The 14783-nt window shown below is 72.1% G+C and carries 15 protein-coding genes; 2 read left to right on the plus strand and 13 right to left on the minus strand.

Annotated features, from left to right (window positions below):
- Positions 1-11: 11 nt before the first annotated feature.
- Positions 12-1259 carry a styrene monooxygenase/indole monooxygenase family protein gene (locus K4B79_RS13625; RefSeq protein ID WP_232026784.1) on the plus strand — a complete coding sequence of 416 codons (1248 nt, stop codon included), beginning with the start codon at positions 12-14 and terminating at the stop codon, positions 1257-1259.
- On the opposite strand, the gene K4B79_RS13630 is transcribed toward K4B79_RS13625, so the two are convergent.
- The 11 genes from K4B79_RS13630 to K4B79_RS13680 form a co-directional block, all read right to left on the minus strand.
- A complete protein-coding gene (locus tag K4B79_RS13630) occupies positions 1256-2350 on the minus strand; it encodes a C40 family peptidase (RefSeq protein ID WP_232026939.1) in 1095 nt (364 codons plus the stop codon). The genes K4B79_RS13625 and K4B79_RS13630 overlap by 4 nt on opposite strands.
- A 160-nt stretch (positions 2351-2510) precedes the next feature.
- Complete coding sequence (locus tag K4B79_RS13635; RefSeq protein WP_232026785.1) at positions 2511-2867, minus strand: hypothetical protein; 357 nt, start codon at positions 2865-2867, stop codon at positions 2511-2513.
- The gene (locus tag K4B79_RS13640) at positions 2860-3507 is read right to left on the minus strand and encodes a TetR/AcrR family transcriptional regulator (RefSeq protein WP_232026786.1); all 648 of its coding nucleotides are present in this window, start codon (positions 3505-3507) and stop codon (positions 2860-2862) included. Before K4B79_RS13640 ends, K4B79_RS13635 begins: the two co-directional genes overlap by 8 nt.
- 180 nt (positions 3508-3687) lie before the next feature.
- Entirely contained in the window at positions 3688-4626 is a 939-nt protein-coding gene (locus K4B79_RS13645; protein ID WP_232026787.1) for an AurF N-oxygenase family protein, read from the minus strand.
- Positions 4627-4753: 127 nt separating this feature from the next.
- A complete protein-coding gene (locus K4B79_RS13650) occupies positions 4754-5260 on the minus strand; it encodes a DUF3291 domain-containing protein (RefSeq protein WP_232026788.1) in 507 nt (168 codons plus the stop codon).
- Positions 5261-5305: 45 nt separating this feature from the next.
- Positions 5306-6769 carry a penicillin-binding transpeptidase domain-containing protein gene (locus tag K4B79_RS13655; protein WP_232026789.1) on the minus strand — a complete coding sequence of 488 codons (1464 nt, stop codon included), beginning with the start codon at positions 6767-6769 and terminating at the stop codon, positions 5306-5308.
- A gap of 155 nt (positions 6770-6924) precedes the next feature.
- Positions 6925-8286, minus strand: coding sequence for an FtsW/RodA/SpoVE family cell cycle protein (locus tag K4B79_RS13660; protein WP_232026790.1), 1362 nt, complete (start codon positions 8284-8286; stop codon positions 6925-6927).
- Between the two features lie 43 nt (positions 8287-8329).
- Positions 8330-8698, minus strand: coding sequence for an SH3 domain-containing protein (locus tag K4B79_RS13665; protein WP_232026791.1), 369 nt, complete (start codon positions 8696-8698; stop codon positions 8330-8332).
- A 127-nt stretch (positions 8699-8825) separates the two neighbouring features.
- Positions 8826-10064 (minus strand): sensor histidine kinase, encoded by a 1239-nt coding sequence (locus tag K4B79_RS13670; RefSeq protein ID WP_232026792.1) that lies wholly within the window; start codon positions 10062-10064, stop codon positions 8826-8828.
- Complete coding sequence (locus K4B79_RS13675; protein WP_232026793.1) at positions 10061-10870, minus strand: hypothetical protein; 810 nt, start codon at positions 10868-10870, stop codon at positions 10061-10063. Before K4B79_RS13675 ends, K4B79_RS13670 begins: the two co-directional genes overlap by 4 nt.
- Before the next feature lie 99 nt (positions 10871-10969).
- Positions 10970-11476, minus strand: a complete 507-nt coding sequence (locus K4B79_RS13680) for a protein-tyrosine phosphatase family protein (RefSeq protein ID WP_232026794.1) — start codon at positions 11474-11476, stop codon at positions 10970-10972.
- A gap of 124 nt (positions 11477-11600) precedes the next feature.
- On the opposite strand from K4B79_RS13680, the gene K4B79_RS13685 reads away from it, so the two are divergent.
- Positions 11601-12404, plus strand: coding sequence for a nuclease-related domain-containing protein (locus K4B79_RS13685; protein WP_232026795.1), 804 nt, complete (start codon positions 11601-11603; stop codon positions 12402-12404).
- A gap of 33 nt (positions 12405-12437) precedes the next feature.
- Here K4B79_RS13685 and K4B79_RS13690 read toward each other — a convergent pair whose 3' ends face one another.
- Both K4B79_RS13690 and ligD read right to left on the minus strand, forming a co-directional pair.
- Positions 12438-13754, minus strand: a complete 1317-nt coding sequence (locus tag K4B79_RS13690; protein WP_232026796.1) for a vanadium-dependent haloperoxidase — start codon at positions 13752-13754, stop codon at positions 12438-12440.
- A 95-nt stretch (positions 13755-13849) separates the two neighbouring features.
- On the minus strand, positions 13850-14731 hold the full coding sequence (gene ligD, locus K4B79_RS13695) for a non-homologous end-joining DNA ligase (RefSeq protein ID WP_232026797.1): 882 nt from the start codon (positions 14729-14731) through the stop codon (positions 13850-13852).
- Between the last annotated feature and the right edge of the window lie 52 nt (positions 14732-14783).

The following is a 14783-nucleotide window of genomic DNA, read 5'->3' on the forward strand; positions in this document are numbered from 1 at the left end:
CCAGCACCCGCATGCGGAAGATACTCGTCGTCGGAGCCGGCCAGTCCGGACTCCAGATAGCCCTCGGCCTCCAGTCGCACGGGTACGAGGTCACCCTGATGTCCAATCGGACCGCGGACGAGATCCGCTCCGGCCGGGTGATGTCGACGCAGTGCATGTTCCACACCGCCCTCCAGCACGAGCGCGATCTCCAGCTGAACTTCTGGGAGTCCCAGGCCCCGAAGATCGAAGGACTCGGCGTCTCGGTGGCGGCCCCAGGCTCCTGGGCGGAGGGCCCGGCCGCCCGCGCCATCGACTGGGTGGGCCGGCTCGACGGCTACGCCCAGTCGGTCGACCAGCGCGTGAAGATGGCCGGCTGGATGGAGACCTTCGCCCAGCGCGGCGGCCAGCTCGTCATCCACGGCGCGGCGGTCGGCGACCTCGACTACTTCTCCCGTACGTACGACCTGGTGCTGGTGTCCGCGGGCAAGGGCGAGCTGGTGTCCATGTTCGCCCGCGACCCGGAGCGGTCCCCCTACAGCGAGCCGCAGCGCGCGCTGGCCGTCTCCTACGTCCACGGACTGGGCCCGCGCCCCGAGCACCCCGACCACTACGCCGTCCGCTGCAACCTCGTCCCCGGTGTCGGCGAACTGTTCGTCATGCCGACCCTCACCACCTCCGGCCGCGCCGACATCCTCTTCTGGGAGGGCATACCCGGCGGCCCGCTCGACGTCTTCAACGGCGTCAAGGACCCGGCGGAACACCTCTCCCTGACCCTGGAACTCATGGAGCGGTACGTCCCCTGGGAACACGCGCGGGCCACCAAGGTCGAACTGACCGACGCCGGCGGCACCTTGGCCGGACGCTACGCCCCCACCGTCCGCAACCCCGTCGGCCGCCTCCCCGGCGGAGGACACGTCCTCGGCGTCGCCGACGTCGTCGTCGCCAACGACCCGATCACCGGCCAGGGCTCCAACTCCGCGTCCAAGTGCGCCGCGTCCTACCTCGCCTCGATCCTCGACCACGGGGACGAGGAGTTCGACGAGACCTGGATGCGAGCCACCTTCGAGCGGTACTGGCAGACCGCCCAGCACGTCACCAAGTGGACCAACACCATGCTGGCCCCGCCACCGGAGCACGTCCTCAACCTGATCGGCGCGGCAGGCCAACTGCCCCCCGCCGCCGACCGCTTCGCCAACGGCTTCGACGACCCGGCCGACTTCGAGAACTTCTTCTACGAGCCGGAGAAGACCGCGGCGTATCTGGAGTCCGTGGCCTAGGCGCCGTTCGGGGTGCGGTGCTGGGGCGGCTGACGGTCGTGTGTGGCTGGTCGCGCAGTTCCCCGCGCCCCTTCAGGTCGGTCGTCTGGACGTACTGCTCCGAGGATCGGGTTGGATGCGATCGGGGACACTGTGATCTCCGCGCCCGGTCTTGGGGCCTGGATGATCTTTCCTCCGCCCAGGTACATCGCCACGTGGGTGGCCTCGGGGAAGTAGACGACCAGGTCGCCGGGGCGCAGGTCACGGAGGGGGATTCTCGGGAGCCTCGCCCATTGTTCCTGGCTGGTGCGGGGGATCGGCCTCCCCGCCTGGGTCCACGCTTCGGAGGTCAGCCCCGAGCAGTCGTAGGAGTCGGGGCCCTCGGCGCCCCACTTGTACGGCTTTCCCAGTTGCTGGACGGCGTACCGGATCGCTCGGTCGCCCTCACGGGTGGGCTCACGGTTGTCGGCGGCGAGGGCGCCGGACGTCACGAGGTCCCGCTGGGCCCGGTCGACGCCGGTGCGCTCCAGTTCGGCCACCGCGTCGATCTGGTCGTCGGTGAGGGAGGAGAGGAGTTCCTCGACCTCCTGGAGTTTCTCGTGTACGTCGTCGCGGTTCTTCTTGTGGCGGGCGGCGAGGGTGAGTTGGGTGTCGAGGGCCTTGCGGGCGGCGCGGGTGAGGTGGGCGGTGCGTTCCTCGGTGCCGGTCAGGCGGCCCACCGTCTCGGCGCGTTCGCGGGCCAGTCGGCCGATGACGTGGCCCTGGTCGAGGGCGTGCTGGGGGTCGCGGGCCAGGAGGAGGTGGACGTACGGGGAGATGTCGGTGCTGTTCTGGTACTGCTGGCGGGCCAGGCGTCCGGCGGCGCCGCGGCTGTCGTGGAGGGAGAGGCGGGCGCGGGCGAGTTCCCTCTCCAGCCGGTCGGTATCGGCGCGCTGTCTCCGCAGCCGTTCCTCGGTGGCGTTGTACGTCTCGGTGGCCTCCTCGGCCTCCCGGTACAGGCGCTGAAGGTCCGTCAGCAGCTCGGCGACGGAGCGTTGCCCGGGGGCCGCGGGGTCGTCCGGTGCGGCGGTCGCGGAGGGTGGGGCGAGGACGAGGACGGTTCCGGCCGCCATGGCGGCCGCGGTCGCCACGGCCGTCGTACGCAGGCGCCGCAGAAGCCTTTCTGACACGTCATCACCTCCGGTGCGGAGCAGCACTTCCGCTCCGCACCGTGAGCATCAGGCGGGCGCTCGCCACGCGCGCGCCGGGTGTGCGCGGTTCGGCGCAACCTCGTCACCCGTCCGCGTCGTCCGGCTTGCCGCCCGGCGTGGCGTCGGGACGGGCGCCGGGTCCGGGCTTCGGCCCGCCGTCCGGCTTGGACCAGGGCCATTTGAGCCCGGTGTCCGCCCTGCCCTCGGGGTCGTACACGTACTTCCAGCCCTGCTGGATCCCGAGCCGCTTGCTGTGCCCGCGGGGCACGCGGCGGTAGACCAGGACGGTGGGCGGGCCGCCGGCCGCGTCCGGGACGGGGATGCGGTAGATCTTCGGCGGGTGTCCGGTGGGGCCCAGCAGGACGGGCAGCACGCGGCCGTCCATGGGGCCGCCCTCGAACGGGGTGTCGTCGCTCTTCACGGCACCAGTGTCAGCCATCCACGACGAGCGTCTCGACCAGCGCCGCGGTCTGCGGGTCACGCCGCGCCGTCACCGACAGCACCGCCACGAACTGGTCGACGAGCCAGTCCCGCAGCTCGTCCGCGGGCGGCTGCTTGTCCTCGTCCAGCCAGATCAGGGAGGCCGCCTCGACCGCCGTGATCCACATGCGGACGGTCATCCGCAGCCGGGGGCCGGGCTCCGTGACCCCGAGGTGGCTGAGGATGTGCACGGCGGCGGCCCGTCGTACGCCGTCCACGGTGGCCGTCGTACGGGAGGTCTCCACGACGCTGCCGCCCTGGAGCAGGGCGCTGAACCCGGCGTCGTGCTCGTCCACGAAGGTGAGGTACCGGTCCAGGGCGCGGGCGAGACGGCTCAGGAGCGGGCCCTCGCGGGGTTCGTCGAAGCACTGCTCCAGCTCCTCGGCGGCGGAACGCAGCGCGGCCTCGTACAACTGCTGCTTGCCGCCGGGGAAGTACCGGTACACCAGCGGCCGTGAGACGCCGGCCGCCTCCGCGACGTCGTCCAGGGAGACCTCTTCGGGCGCGCGGTGCGCGAAGAGGGTCAGGGCGGCGTCGAGGAGCTGACTTCGCCGCTCCTCGACGCTGAGGCGGCGGTAGGCGGGGGCGGCGGGCGTCATGCCTCGAAGGGTAGTCGGCCGTCCTAGGGTCCGTTGTGGCTGGTCGCGCCCACGCGGCGGAGCCGCACATCGACACAGCCCCGCGCCCCTGGGTGGGTACGGCTGGGCGTGCGGTGACCGCACCCACCTCAGGGGCGCGGGGAACTGCGCGACCGGCCCCCACCGGCCTGCGGACAACCATCAGGCCAGCAGCCCCGACGACCTCCACAGCCGGCGCCCCACACCCCGCAGCACCCCGATGTCGTCCAGGAAGTCCGTCAGCCGCTTCGACCCCGTCTGCATGACCTCCCGCCGGTGGCCGCTGGCCTTCACCTGGGCCAGGGCCTCCCGCTTGTCGAGGCCTACGTTCGTGTAGACCTCGGGGTTCACGAAGGCGACGGAGAAGACGCGGGCGAACTCCCCGGACGTGACCCGGGTGAACTCCTGGGACCACCTCGGGGCGGTCACCATCTGGCGGCGCAGCTCCTCGCGGGCGTACCGCACGTGCCGGGCCTCCTCCACCACGTGGATACGGGTCACGCCCCGGACCAGCGGCTGGACCCGCTCGTCCGGGAAGGTCAGCCGCTGCATCCAGTCGAGGACCTCCTCGCCGAGCAGGGTGGCGGTGAAGGAACCCGGGGTGGTGGAGATGGTCTTGAACAGGCGGCCGAGGTGCTGGTGGGCCCTGCTCACCGGGTACCAGGGGGTGTCGCCGCGGGAGATCAGCCGGGCGAACATCTTCGAGTGCCGGCACTCGTCCTCGATCTCGGTGAGCGCGTACCGCACGTGCGCGCTCGTCGCCGCCTTGTCGTAGATGTGCCGGACCAGCAGCTGCATCAGGATGATCTCGAACCAGATGCCGAGCGAGGCGAGCGCGGCGGCCTCGTGCCGGGAGAGCAGGATCCGCTGCTCCTCGCTCATCCGCTTCCACAGCGGGGTGTCGTACAGCGACACCAGCTCCGGCGGCCAGAACCACTTGCCCTCCTCGAAGGGCGCGTCCCAGTCCAGCTCCTTGTCCGGATCGAAGGAGTGCTTGGCGGAAGAGGCGAGCAGCCGCTCGGCCACCTGCTCGCGGTCCTTGAGCAGTCCCAGCGCGTCCCGCAGCCCGTCGAGCGCGTCGGCTTCCGTCAGGGTCGTCATGGCTGATTCACCTCGTTACCCGGGGTCACATCGTCCGCGTCTTATGAGACTGCCTGTCAGCAAGCTCGTCAATCCCTCTCGCGCGACTTGTTGACGACAGGTCTACGAAGACCGCTCGCGAGGACCCTCAGGCCGAGCACCCCAGTTCCTCCGGGACCTCGCCCGTCACCGGCTCCTGGGCGTCCGCCGGGAAGGACGTCCGCAGGGTGAAGGCGTACGGCGTCGGGCCGTTCGCGCGCAGGTGCAGCAGGCGGGACTCCGCCTCGGCGACCGTGGGGCGGTGGCCGGCCGGGACCCACCACAGGGCGGTCATCGCCTCCTGGACGCGCTCGAACCACTCGCGGCGACGGGCGAGCATCTCGCGGTGCTGCCCCTGGTACATGAACGCGGTCAGGGCGTTCGTGTCCCGCCACACGGTCAGATTGATGATCAGCCAGTCGTCGCCGAAGACCTTGATGTCCGTCGCGTCACCCCCGTCCGACTGGAGCCGCCACACATAGCCGTCCGCCTCCTCCGCGGAGGCGTTCACGGGGTCGAGGGCGTCGACGAAGTCCTTCAACTCGGGGGAGTCCAGGGGGAACTTGAGTCGGGAGATGTTCACCTGTGCCAGTTCGTACGCGGTGGCTGAAGTCATGGACCGAACGTTAGGTCGGGCCGTCGGCGGGCATCAACCCCCGTCTCACTTGGTGGAGTTGACCACCGCCGCCATCACCGACCGGGCGATCGGCGCGGCCACCCCGCCCCCGGTGATGTCCTGCCGGAACGCCGAGGCGTCCTCCACCACCACCGCCACCGCGACCTTCGGCTCCAGGTCCTTCCCGCCCTGCGCCCAGGACACGAACCAGGCGTACGGCGTCCCGGAGTTGAGGATGCCGTGCTGGGCGGTGCCGGTCTTGCCGCCGACGGTGGCGCCGGGGATGGCCGCGTTGCCGCCGGTGCCCTCGCGCACCACGTCCGTCATCAGCTCCTTCAGCCGTACGGCGGTCGCCGGGTGCATCGCCTGCCGTACGGGACGCGACCCGGCCGTGGCCACCGTGGTGCCGCCCGCACGGGTCGTCCGCTCCACCAGGTACGGCTCCCGCACCTGCCCGCCGTTGGCGACAGCCGCCGAGACCATCGCCATCTGCAACGGCGTGGCCCGCGTGTTGTACTGGCCGATCGAGGACAGCGCCAGCTGTGCCTTGTCCATCGTCGTGTCGAAGGTGCTCCGCGCCACCGAGAAGGGGATGCGCAGGGCCGGGTCGTTGAAGCCGAAGGCCTGCGCGGTGGTCGCCATGTCCGTGACGCCCACGTCCACGCCGAGCTTGGCGAACACCGTGTTGCAGGACCACTTGAAGGCCTCCCGCAACGACAGGTCCGCGCAGCCGTCGGACTCGTTCGTCAGCGTGGTCGTCGTCCCGGGCAGCCGGTAGGGCGCCGGGGAGTCGGTCGGCTCGTCCAGGTCGGTGATCACGCCCGCGTCCAGCGCCGCCGCCGCGGTGACCACCTTGAAGGTCGAACCCGGCGGATACGTCTGCCGCGCCGCCCGGTTCAGCATCGGCTTGTCCGCATCGCCGTTCAGCCGGGCCCAGGACCGGGCCGCCGCCCTGTCGTTCCCGGACAGCACCGCCGGGTCGTACGACGGCGTCGACACCAGCGCCAGGATCCGCCCGGTCGACGGCTCGATCGCGGCCACCGCGCCCTTGCGCCCGCCCAGTCCCCGGTACGCGGCCCGCTGCGCGGCGGGGTCGATGGTGGTCACGACGTCGCCGCCCGGGTTCCGGGACCGGGTGAAGTCGTTCCAGAGCGGGAGCGGCGACAGCATCGGGTCGGCGCCGGACAGGACGCCGTCCTCCGCGTGCTCCAGGAAGGTCGTGCCGTACTCCTGCGAGGCGAAGCCGGTGACCGGGGCGTACAACGGCCCGTCGCGGTACGTCCGTTCGTAGCGGAGCTGCTCGCGGGTGTCCCGGGAGCCCGTGACCGGCCTGCCCCCGACGAGGATGTCCCCGCGCGGCTGGCCGTAACGGGCGATGGTGGCACGGCGGTTGGCCGGGCTGTCGTCGTAGGTCCGGGACTGGACGACCTGGAGGCGGGTGGCGTTGACCAGGAGCGCCGCGAGGAGCAGGGCGCAGAAGACGGCGGCGTGGCGGATGTACCGGGTCATCGGGCGGCCGCCTCTCCCTTGTGCCGTGTCATCGGTGACGCGCCTCTCCGTCGGACCGAGTCCCTCGGTGAGCCGCCTCTCCGTCGGATCGAGTCATCGGCGACCCCTCTCTGTCGCACCAGGTCATCGGCGAGCCGCCTCTCCCTCGTGCCGCGTCACGGGATCGCCTCGCCGTCGTACTGGGCGCGGGCCGAGTCGCTGATCCGGATCAGCAGGGCGACGATCGCCCAGTTGGTGACGACGGAGGAGCCGCCCTGGGCGAGGAAGGGCATCGCCATGCCGGTGAGGGGGATCAGGCCGGTCACCCCGCCCGCGATGACGAACACCTGGAGCGCCACGATCGAGGCGAGGCCCACCGCGAGCAGCCGCCCGAAGGGGTCGCGCAGCGACAGCCCGGCCCGGTAGCCGCGCTCCACCAGCAGGCCGTAGAGCAGGAAGATCGCCGACAGACCGGCCAGGCCCAGTTCCTCGCCCGCCGTCGCCAGGATGAAGTCCGACTTGACGGCGAAGCCGATGAGGACGGAGTGGCCGAGACCGAGACCCGTGCCGAGGACACCGCCCGTCGCGAAGGCGAACAGGGACTGCGCGAGCTGGTTGGGTCCCTGTCCCGCCTCGATCGACGCGAACGGGTGCAGCCAGTCCTCCACCCTGCTGTGCACATGCGGCTCCAGCCAGCCGACGGCGACCGCGCCCAGCGAGGCCAGCAGCAGGCCGACGGCGATCCAGCCGGTGCGGCCGGTGGCGACGTAGAGCAGGACGACGAACAGGCCGAAGAACAGCAGCGAGGTGCCGAGGTCGCGTTCCAGGATCAGGACGCCGACGCTGAGCAGCCAGATGGAGACGATCGGGCCGAGCACCCGCCCCGTGGGCAGTTGGAGCCGCCACAGCCGGCGGCCGGCGTACGCGAGCGCGTTGCGGTTGGCCGCCAGGTACGCGGCGAAGAACACCGCGAGGAGCACCTTCGCGAACTCGCCCGGCTGGATGGAGAACCCGGCGATCCGGATCCAGATCCGGGCGCCGTTCACGGCCGGGAAGAAGATCGGCAGGGTGAGCAGGACCAGCGCGGCGACGACACAGACGTAGGAGTAGCGCTGGAGCACCCGGTGGTCGCGCAGCAGCAGGACGACCACGATGAACAGGGTCACCCCGAGCGTGGACCACACGAGTTGGGTGGGCGCCGCCCGGTCGCCCGGTGTCTCCAGGTCGAGCCGGTAGATCAGGACCAGGCCCAGGCCGTTGAGCAGTACGCCGATGGGGAGCAGCAGCGGATCGCCGTACGGGGCGCGCCAGCGCACCGCCAGATGCGCCATCAGCGCGAGCACGCCGAGCCCGGCGCCGTAGCCCGCGGCGCCGGGCGGGACGGTGCCGTTCCTGGCGAAGCCGACCGCGCAATAGCCGTACACCGACAGCAGGACGGCGAGCACGATGAGGGCCAGCTCGACGCCACGGCGCCGGGGCAGACGTACGGCGGGGGTGGGCGGATCCGCTGTCCGTACGGTGGTTCCGGCCTTGGTCATGTCCGGAACTTACCCAAATGGGGCGGCTTGTCTTCCTCCGCCCTCAGCACCAGCGTGGCGCGGGCCCGATGTTGTCGATGTACCGGGCCGCACCCCAGGCCCAGGTGCCGTCGGTCAGCAGGTACCACAGCGGGTTGCCGTCGATGGTCTGGCCGCCGGTCTTGCAGAAGATCTTGACGATCTCGCCCTTCTTGGCGAACCGGATGATCTGCGATCCGCGGTTCGGCGCGCTGCGCAGCGCCAGCGTGCTCGCGGTCACCACGCCCTTGTACAGGCGCGGCTTGTCCTGGTGGTGGTGACCCCAGTCACCACGAGGGTCCCAGTCGTCGCTCGCGACGGCGGGAGTGGCGGCGGCCGCGGCGGTGAGAGCGCCGGCGGCGACGGCTATCGCGAGACGGGAACGCAGGGGCATGGGGGGTACCTCCATGAATGGGCGAAACCTGACTAATCGCCACATTAGGAGTAACGGCGGGCTCTCGCCCGTCACGCTGGTCCATAGGAGAGGCCAGAGAAGAGGCGATAGCGGAAACGCCCAGCTCTTACGGCAATGTCAGCTCGGCCACCGCGCCGCCGTCCCGCGCGTTGCGGAGGACCAGCCGCGCCCCCAGCACCTCCGCCTGCCCCATCGCGATGGTCAGCCCCAGCCCGTGCCCCTTGGAACCCCCCTCCGTACGGAACCGCTGCGGCCCGTGCTCCACGAGGTACGCCGGGTACCCCTCGCCGTGATCCCGCACGGTCACCACGTGCCCGTCCACGGTCAACACCACCGGCGGCGCCCCGTGCCGATGGGCGTTGGCCACCAGGTTCCCCAGCACCCGCTCCAGCCGCCGCCGATCCGTCTCGACCCGCGCGTCCCGCAGGACGACGACCTCCGTGTCCGTCCCCGACGCCCGCACCACCCGCGCGGCCAGCGCCCTCAACTCCTCGGTGTCCAGCTCCTGCCGCTCCCGCCCGGTGTCCAGCCGGGAGATCTCCAGCAGGTCCTCGGTGAGCGTCCGCAACGCCGCCACCCGGTCCCGCACCAGCTCGGTCGGCCGCCCCGGCGGCAGCAGCTCGGCCGCCGCGTGCAGCCCCGTCAACGGCGTACGCAACTCGTGGGCCACGTCGGCGGTGAACCGCTGCTCGCTCTGGAGCTTGCCCTGCAACGAGGAGGCCATCGAGTCCAGCGCGGCGGCGACCGCGGCCACCTCGTCCTCGGGACGGCTCGGGTCCTTCGTACGGGGATCACCGACTCGCGCGTCCAGGTCGCCCGCGGTGATCCGCCGCGCCACCTGGGCGGTGGTGTGCAGCCGCCGGGTCACCCGGGTCACGGCGAACGCGCCCACCAGCAGCGTCACCCCGATCGCCAGCGCCGACGACCAGACGATCGCCCGGTCGAGGGCGTCGATGGTGCGCTTGCCCTGCGAGTAGTCGACCGCCACGGCCAGCGTCCGGTCGCCGTCGACCGGGCCCGCCGCCCACATCGTGGCGCGGCCGTGCCGCTCGCCGACCATGGTGCCGTGCTCCCCGGCAGCGGCCAGCTCCCGCAGCGGCCCCGGCAGGTCGGGGGGATCGACCCCGGCGTCCCACGTCAGCGAGTCCCCGGCCTCGAAGGCCGACGTGGCGTCCTTCAGCCGGGCCAGGGCGAGTTCGCGCGCCTGGCCGACGGTCTGGTTCGTCACCGAGACGTGCACGAGGATGCCGAGCAGCGCCGCGAGGCCGCAGCACATCACCGTGATGAAGACGGCGGCCTTCACGGCGAGCGCGCCCGTCCAGCGGGGGAGCGCGGGCCGTCTCATCGGCCGCTCGACGAGGACGAGGGGGAAGGTGAGGTGGAGGACGAGGGGGAAGGTGAGGTGGAGGACGAGGGGGAGACGGACGGCGAGGCGGCCGGTGACGCGGAGGCGGACGGCGACGCCGAGGGGTGTCTGCCGCCCTTCCTGCCGTCGACCCGCAGCATCTCGTCGTGGGTGAGCAGCATGACGCGCTGGTCGGGGTCCCAGGTCCACTGGAAGCGGTACTCGTAGCTCGCGATGTCCGACGGCGAGTGGATGATCACGGACCGCCCCGCCAGCTCGACGCCGGTCACCGCGTCGTCGTTGGACATCACCCGCACCAGCCGGCCCGACTCGAAGGTGTAGACGCGGACCGCCGTTTGGTTGCCGGGCAGCAGCCGGAACCCCAGCGTGAGGTCGTCGCGGCCGTCACCGGTGAGATCGCGGTAGTACGGCCGCAGCACCGGACACCGGCCCTTCGCGGGGCCCTCGCCGCAGTCGGCCATGCGCCGGGCCGTCTCGTGGTACGGCGCCTTGATGCCCGTGTACGCGTCGGGGTGCTGGGAGATCTCCGCCCGGACGACGGCCACCGGGTCGACCTTGTGGATGTCGTCGCGCGGAGCCCTGATGCCCTTCATGAGCTCGGACTCGCCGTCGTCGTAGTCCCAGGCGGGGCTGGACGCGGGGGTCAGATCCGGCCACAGCCGGTCCGGGCTGATCGCGGTCGCGGTCGGCCCCGCCCCGCGGAGCGCGCCGGTGTCCCCGCAGGCCGTCAGGGCCACCGGCAGCAGGGCGACGGTGACGGCGAGGCGGAGACGGGTGCGGGGCACGGTGCTCTCAGGGGCTGGGTGGCGGGTGGTGATCGCGTCCACTTTATTCGCGGGGGCGTCCTTTGTGCGCACCAGAGGGAATCGCCTGTGGAGAAACGATTACTCGGCGAGTTCCTCAAGCAGCCGGGCCGTCGGCAGCCCCGCCTTCAGATACGCCACGAAGAGCTCGTTGTGCAGCGCCCACGGCGAGCGCCGGGTGCGGATCAGCCGGATCGCCTCGTCGGCGGAACGCCCCTGGCGGATCAGGGCGTGCGCGACGACCAGGCCCGAGCGGTTGTAGCCGTGATAACAGCGGACGAGGACCTTGCGGCCCTCGTCCAGCGCGTCACAGGCGGCCTGCGCCAGCCGTATCACCCCGGCGAGCTGAGTACCGTCCAGCGGTCCGTCGGGAATCGGCCACACATGGTGCTCGACCCCGGGATCGGGACCGTGCCCGGGCAGCCTCAACAGCGTCTGGACGAGATCGAACTCGTCCCGCACGACCGCCGGCCCGACCTGTCCGGACCGACCGCCGAACTCGTGCCCGCCCATCCACAGGCCGGGCACGATCTCGTTCCACGGACTGTCCGGAGCCGGTACGTCGGTCTCTTTCCCGCGCGTCCGCAACGGCGCCTCCCCAAGCCCCCGTCGACCGACTCCATACGTACCCGGGCTGACTCCTCTTCAAAGGTAACCGCCTTCTTGCCCCTGGAGCACCCCGCCTGTTCCCATGGTCGAGGGGTGATGGTGCATGAGCGGACTGCGCGTCGTGCCGACCTGGCGCCACGGTCAGGAACGGCTGTACGTCTGCCTCACGGACGGCAGGAACATCGCCTGGTACGACCGTGAGGCCGCCCGGGTCAACCTGCTCAGCGAGGACCGCAGAGAGGATGTGCTCGACGTCCTCGGGCCCTTCCTCACCGGCCCGGTGGCGATCGGCCCGCCCCCGGTGCCCACCCCCGCCGAACTGGCCCGGCTCTCCCTCCACCCGGACGACGACCTGGCGCCCAACCGCCCCGGCGAGGCGCTCCAGGTCGCCCTGGACCGGGACCCGGGCCCCGCGCACCGGCTGCGCCCCGACCCGCGCCGCCGGGCCCTCGCCGCGGAACAGACGGTGGGCGACGCCCTGGACCGGCTGGACGGCGCCGGCTGGCACACCCTGCACTCCGTCCCGCTGCCCGGCGGCGACCGCATCCACCATCTGGCGATCGGCCCCGGCGGCCTGTTCGCCGTCCACACGGTGTACGCCCGCAAGCAGCGGGTCACCGTCGCCGACCCGATGGTCACCCTGGGGCGGCGCGAGCCGACCGCGCTGCTGCGGCGCGTGCGCGCGGACGCCGACCGGGCCTCCTACGCCCTGACGGCCGAGGTCCATCCCGTGCTCGCGCTCGTCGAACCGGCGGACGTGTCGGTCACCGCCCCGTTGCGGGCGGCGCGGGTGCTGACGGACGCGGAGGTGGCGGGGCTGGCCCGCACGGGCGGCGTGCTGAAGCCGGCGGACGTGGAGGCGCTGCACGCGATGGCCCGGGACCGGAACACCTGGGTGCGGGTGTGATCCGCGGATGCGGATGCGGGTGAGCGGGGTGGTTCACCCCGCCGGCCGGAAGTAGTGGTCCATCGTCCGGTGGCCGATCCGCGCGCCGACCCTGTTGCCCACCACGTCCGCGGTGCGGAAGTGGATGCCGCTCCAGACACGGGCGTCGATCACGTCGCGGTTGAAGTCGGCGGAGCTGGTGTACACGCGGGTGGTGCCGGTGACGGCCGAGGTGAGCCGGAGGTCGATCTCGCCACCGGTGAGACGGTCGAGTACGGCCATGACGGCGCCGTCGTTGGCGCAGTGGCCGCCGATGTACTCCGGGTACGGGGGCGTGCGCAGCAGCGGTTCCCAGGTGGGGTCGGCCTCGGTGGCGGGGTTGCCGTCGGTGTCGGCGAGCCGGACCGCGTGGATCGGACGCCAGTAGGCGTAGTGGAACTTGGCGTTCCAGGTGGTGATCGTCGCGTCGGCGGCAGCGGTGTTGGCGGCGGCGAACAGCCGGGCCGCGTCGACGATGTCGAGCCCGTGCCGGGTGACGTGGTCGGCGTAGGCGCGCTGGAACTGCTGGGGCAGCGGATCGGAGAAGAAGCGGGCGGTCTCGGTCTGCCACGGTGTCCGCTCGGTGCTGTCCTTCCCGCCGACCGCCCTCACCTCGGCCAGGTCCCGGGCGTACCGCTTGGAGGCCAGTGCGGGCGGCGGGCCCGGCACGAACCGGTCCGGCGCGTCGAAGGTCATCGGCCGCACCTTGCCCAGCCACGGGTTCACCGCGGCGCTGTGGCCGGGCGGGGCGGGACGCCAGACGCCCGGGGCCGGCTCCGGGGCGAACGGCACGTCGGCGCCGCGTCCGTCGTCCTCGCGCAGCTCGATGATCCGGTCGGCGGCGCGGTGCCCGAACCGGACACCCCGCTCCTCGGCCTTCCCGTCGGGGATCGTGTCCAGGGAGGCGGCGAGGGCCGCGTCGAGCCGGGCCCGGGACGCGGGGAAGTAGGTGAGCAGCACCCGGTGGGCGGCCGCCGCGGCCGCCGCCTCGGAGGAGGCGTGGTGCGGGCCGCGCGCGTGCCACTTGTACGGCGTGTAGCGGCCCTCGATGCCGACCACCGCGTTGTAGACGGCGGCCGAGACGAAGCCGTACCAGAGGAAGGGTTCGGCCGTGGGACGCCTCGCGTCACCGGCGACGACGTCCACCGCGGTGCGGCTCCAGTCGGTGACGACCCGGGCGCCGGGGGCCGTGCGCGACGGCCGGTCCTGCGCCGCGGTGCGGTCCTGCGCCGCGGTGCTCGGCGCCGCCCAGGACAGCGCGCCGAGGGTGAGCGCGGCGAGACCGGCGGCGAGGGTGCGGCGGCGGGTGCGGGAGGGGGGTGGCGTGTCCATGCGGCTCTTTCTGGTCGGTCGCGAGGTGGGTCGTGAGGTCGGTCGCGGGGTCCGCCGCGTGGTTGGTGGGGCTCGGTCGGTCAGGACGGTGCCGCTCAAGGCAGCGGCCCGGCGTGCTTCCGGTCGAGCAGGGGGGCCAGCAGGTCGCCGTGGTCCTGTACGCGGGGGGCGATGTCCGGTGCCTGGAAGGCCAGCTGGGCGGGGTTGCCGCACTGCTCGACCTCCGTCCAGGTCACCGGCGCCGACACCAGCGGCCGGGCGCGGGCCCGCAGGGTGTAGGGCGTGGCCGTCGTCTTGCGCGCGGCGTTCTGGCTCCAGTCCACGAACACCTTTCCGGGCCTGAGGTTCCGCGTCATCCGGTGGACGACCAGCCGGGGCATCGCCCGCTCCGCCTCGACGGCCAGCTCCTTGGCGTACTCCGACACCTGGTCGGACGAGGCCCCCCGTACGGCAGCCAGCAGGTGCAGCCCCTTCGACCCGGCGGTCTTCGGGTACGCCTCGATCCCGTCCGCCGCGAGCCGCTCGCGCAGCCACAGGGCGACCTCGCAGCACTCGACGACCGTCGCCGGCGCCCCCGGGTCCAGGTCGAACACCAGCCGGTCGGCCTCGTCGGGCCTGTCCACCAGCCACTGGTGGGTGTGGAACTCGGTGACCAGGTTCGCCGCCCACATCAGGCTCGCCAGGTCCTGCACCAGCACCATCCGGGCCGGCCCCTCCGAGCGGGGCACCTCGGCGGTGGTGACCCAGTCGGGCGTACCGGGCGGGACGTTCTTGGTGAAGAACACCTGCCCGTCGGGGCCGTCGGGATAGCGCAGGAAGGACACCGACCGCCCGCGCAGATGGGGCAGCAGGACCTCGGCGGTGGTCGCGTAGTAGTGCAGCACCTCGCCCTTGGTGAAACCGGTCGCGGGATACAGCACCTTCTCCAGGTTGCTGAGCGCGAGCCTTCGCCCCTCCACCTCTGTGATCGGCGTCATACGATGAGAATTCCAGAGATTTAGTCGAAGACACGCACAAGACGTCTCAAAC

This window comes from Streptomyces lincolnensis (assembly GCF_021173675.1).
In the GTDB taxonomy this organism is placed as follows: domain Bacteria; phylum Actinomycetota; class Actinomycetes; order Streptomycetales; family Streptomycetaceae; genus Streptomyces; species Streptomyces lincolnensis_B.

What these genes read in the sequence shown, in the direction of transcription:
- K4B79_RS13630 (WP_232026939.1), bottom strand. Translation starts at nt 2,350, where the DNA reads ATGGCGGCCGGAACCGTCCTCGTCCTCGCCCCACCCTCCGCGACCGCC.
- K4B79_RS13660 (WP_232026790.1), bottom strand. Translation starts at nt 8,286, where the DNA reads ATGACCAAGGCCGGAACCACCGTACGGACAGCGGATCCGCCCACCCCC.
- ligD (WP_232026797.1), bottom strand. Translation starts at nt 14,731, where the DNA reads ATGACGCCGATCACAGAGGTGGAGGGGCGAAGGCTCGCGCTCAGCAAC.
- K4B79_RS13685 (WP_232026795.1), top strand. Translation starts at nt 11,601, where the DNA reads ATGAGCGGACTGCGCGTCGTGCCGACCTGGCGCCACGGTCAGGAACGG.
- K4B79_RS13690 (WP_232026796.1), bottom strand. Translation starts at nt 13,754, where the DNA reads ATGGACACGCCACCCCCCTCCCGCACCCGCCGCCGCACCCTCGCCGCC.
- K4B79_RS13640 (WP_232026786.1), bottom strand. Translation starts at nt 3,507, where the DNA reads ATGACGCCCGCCGCCCCCGCCTACCGCCGCCTCAGCGTCGAGGAGCGG.
- K4B79_RS13645 (WP_232026787.1), bottom strand. Translation starts at nt 4,626, where the DNA reads ATGACGACCCTGACGGAAGCCGACGCGCTCGACGGGCTGCGGGACGCG.
- K4B79_RS13670 (WP_232026792.1), bottom strand. Translation starts at nt 10,064, where the DNA reads ATGAGACGGCCCGCGCTCCCCCGCTGGACGGGCGCGCTCGCCGTGAAG.
- K4B79_RS13650 (WP_232026788.1), bottom strand. Translation starts at nt 5,260, where the DNA reads ATGACTTCAGCCACCGCGTACGAACTGGCACAGGTGAACATCTCCCGA.
- K4B79_RS13635 (WP_232026785.1), bottom strand. Translation starts at nt 2,867, where the DNA reads ATGGCTGACACTGGTGCCGTGAAGAGCGACGACACCCCGTTCGAGGGC.
- K4B79_RS13665 (WP_232026791.1), bottom strand. Translation starts at nt 8,698, where the DNA reads ATGCCCCTGCGTTCCCGTCTCGCGATAGCCGTCGCCGCCGGCGCTCTC.
- K4B79_RS13625 (WP_232026784.1), top strand. Translation starts at nt 12, where the DNA reads ATGCGGAAGATACTCGTCGTCGGAGCCGGCCAGTCCGGACTCCAGATA.
- K4B79_RS13655 (WP_232026789.1), bottom strand. Translation starts at nt 6,769, where the DNA reads ATGACCCGGTACATCCGCCACGCCGCCGTCTTCTGCGCCCTGCTCCTC.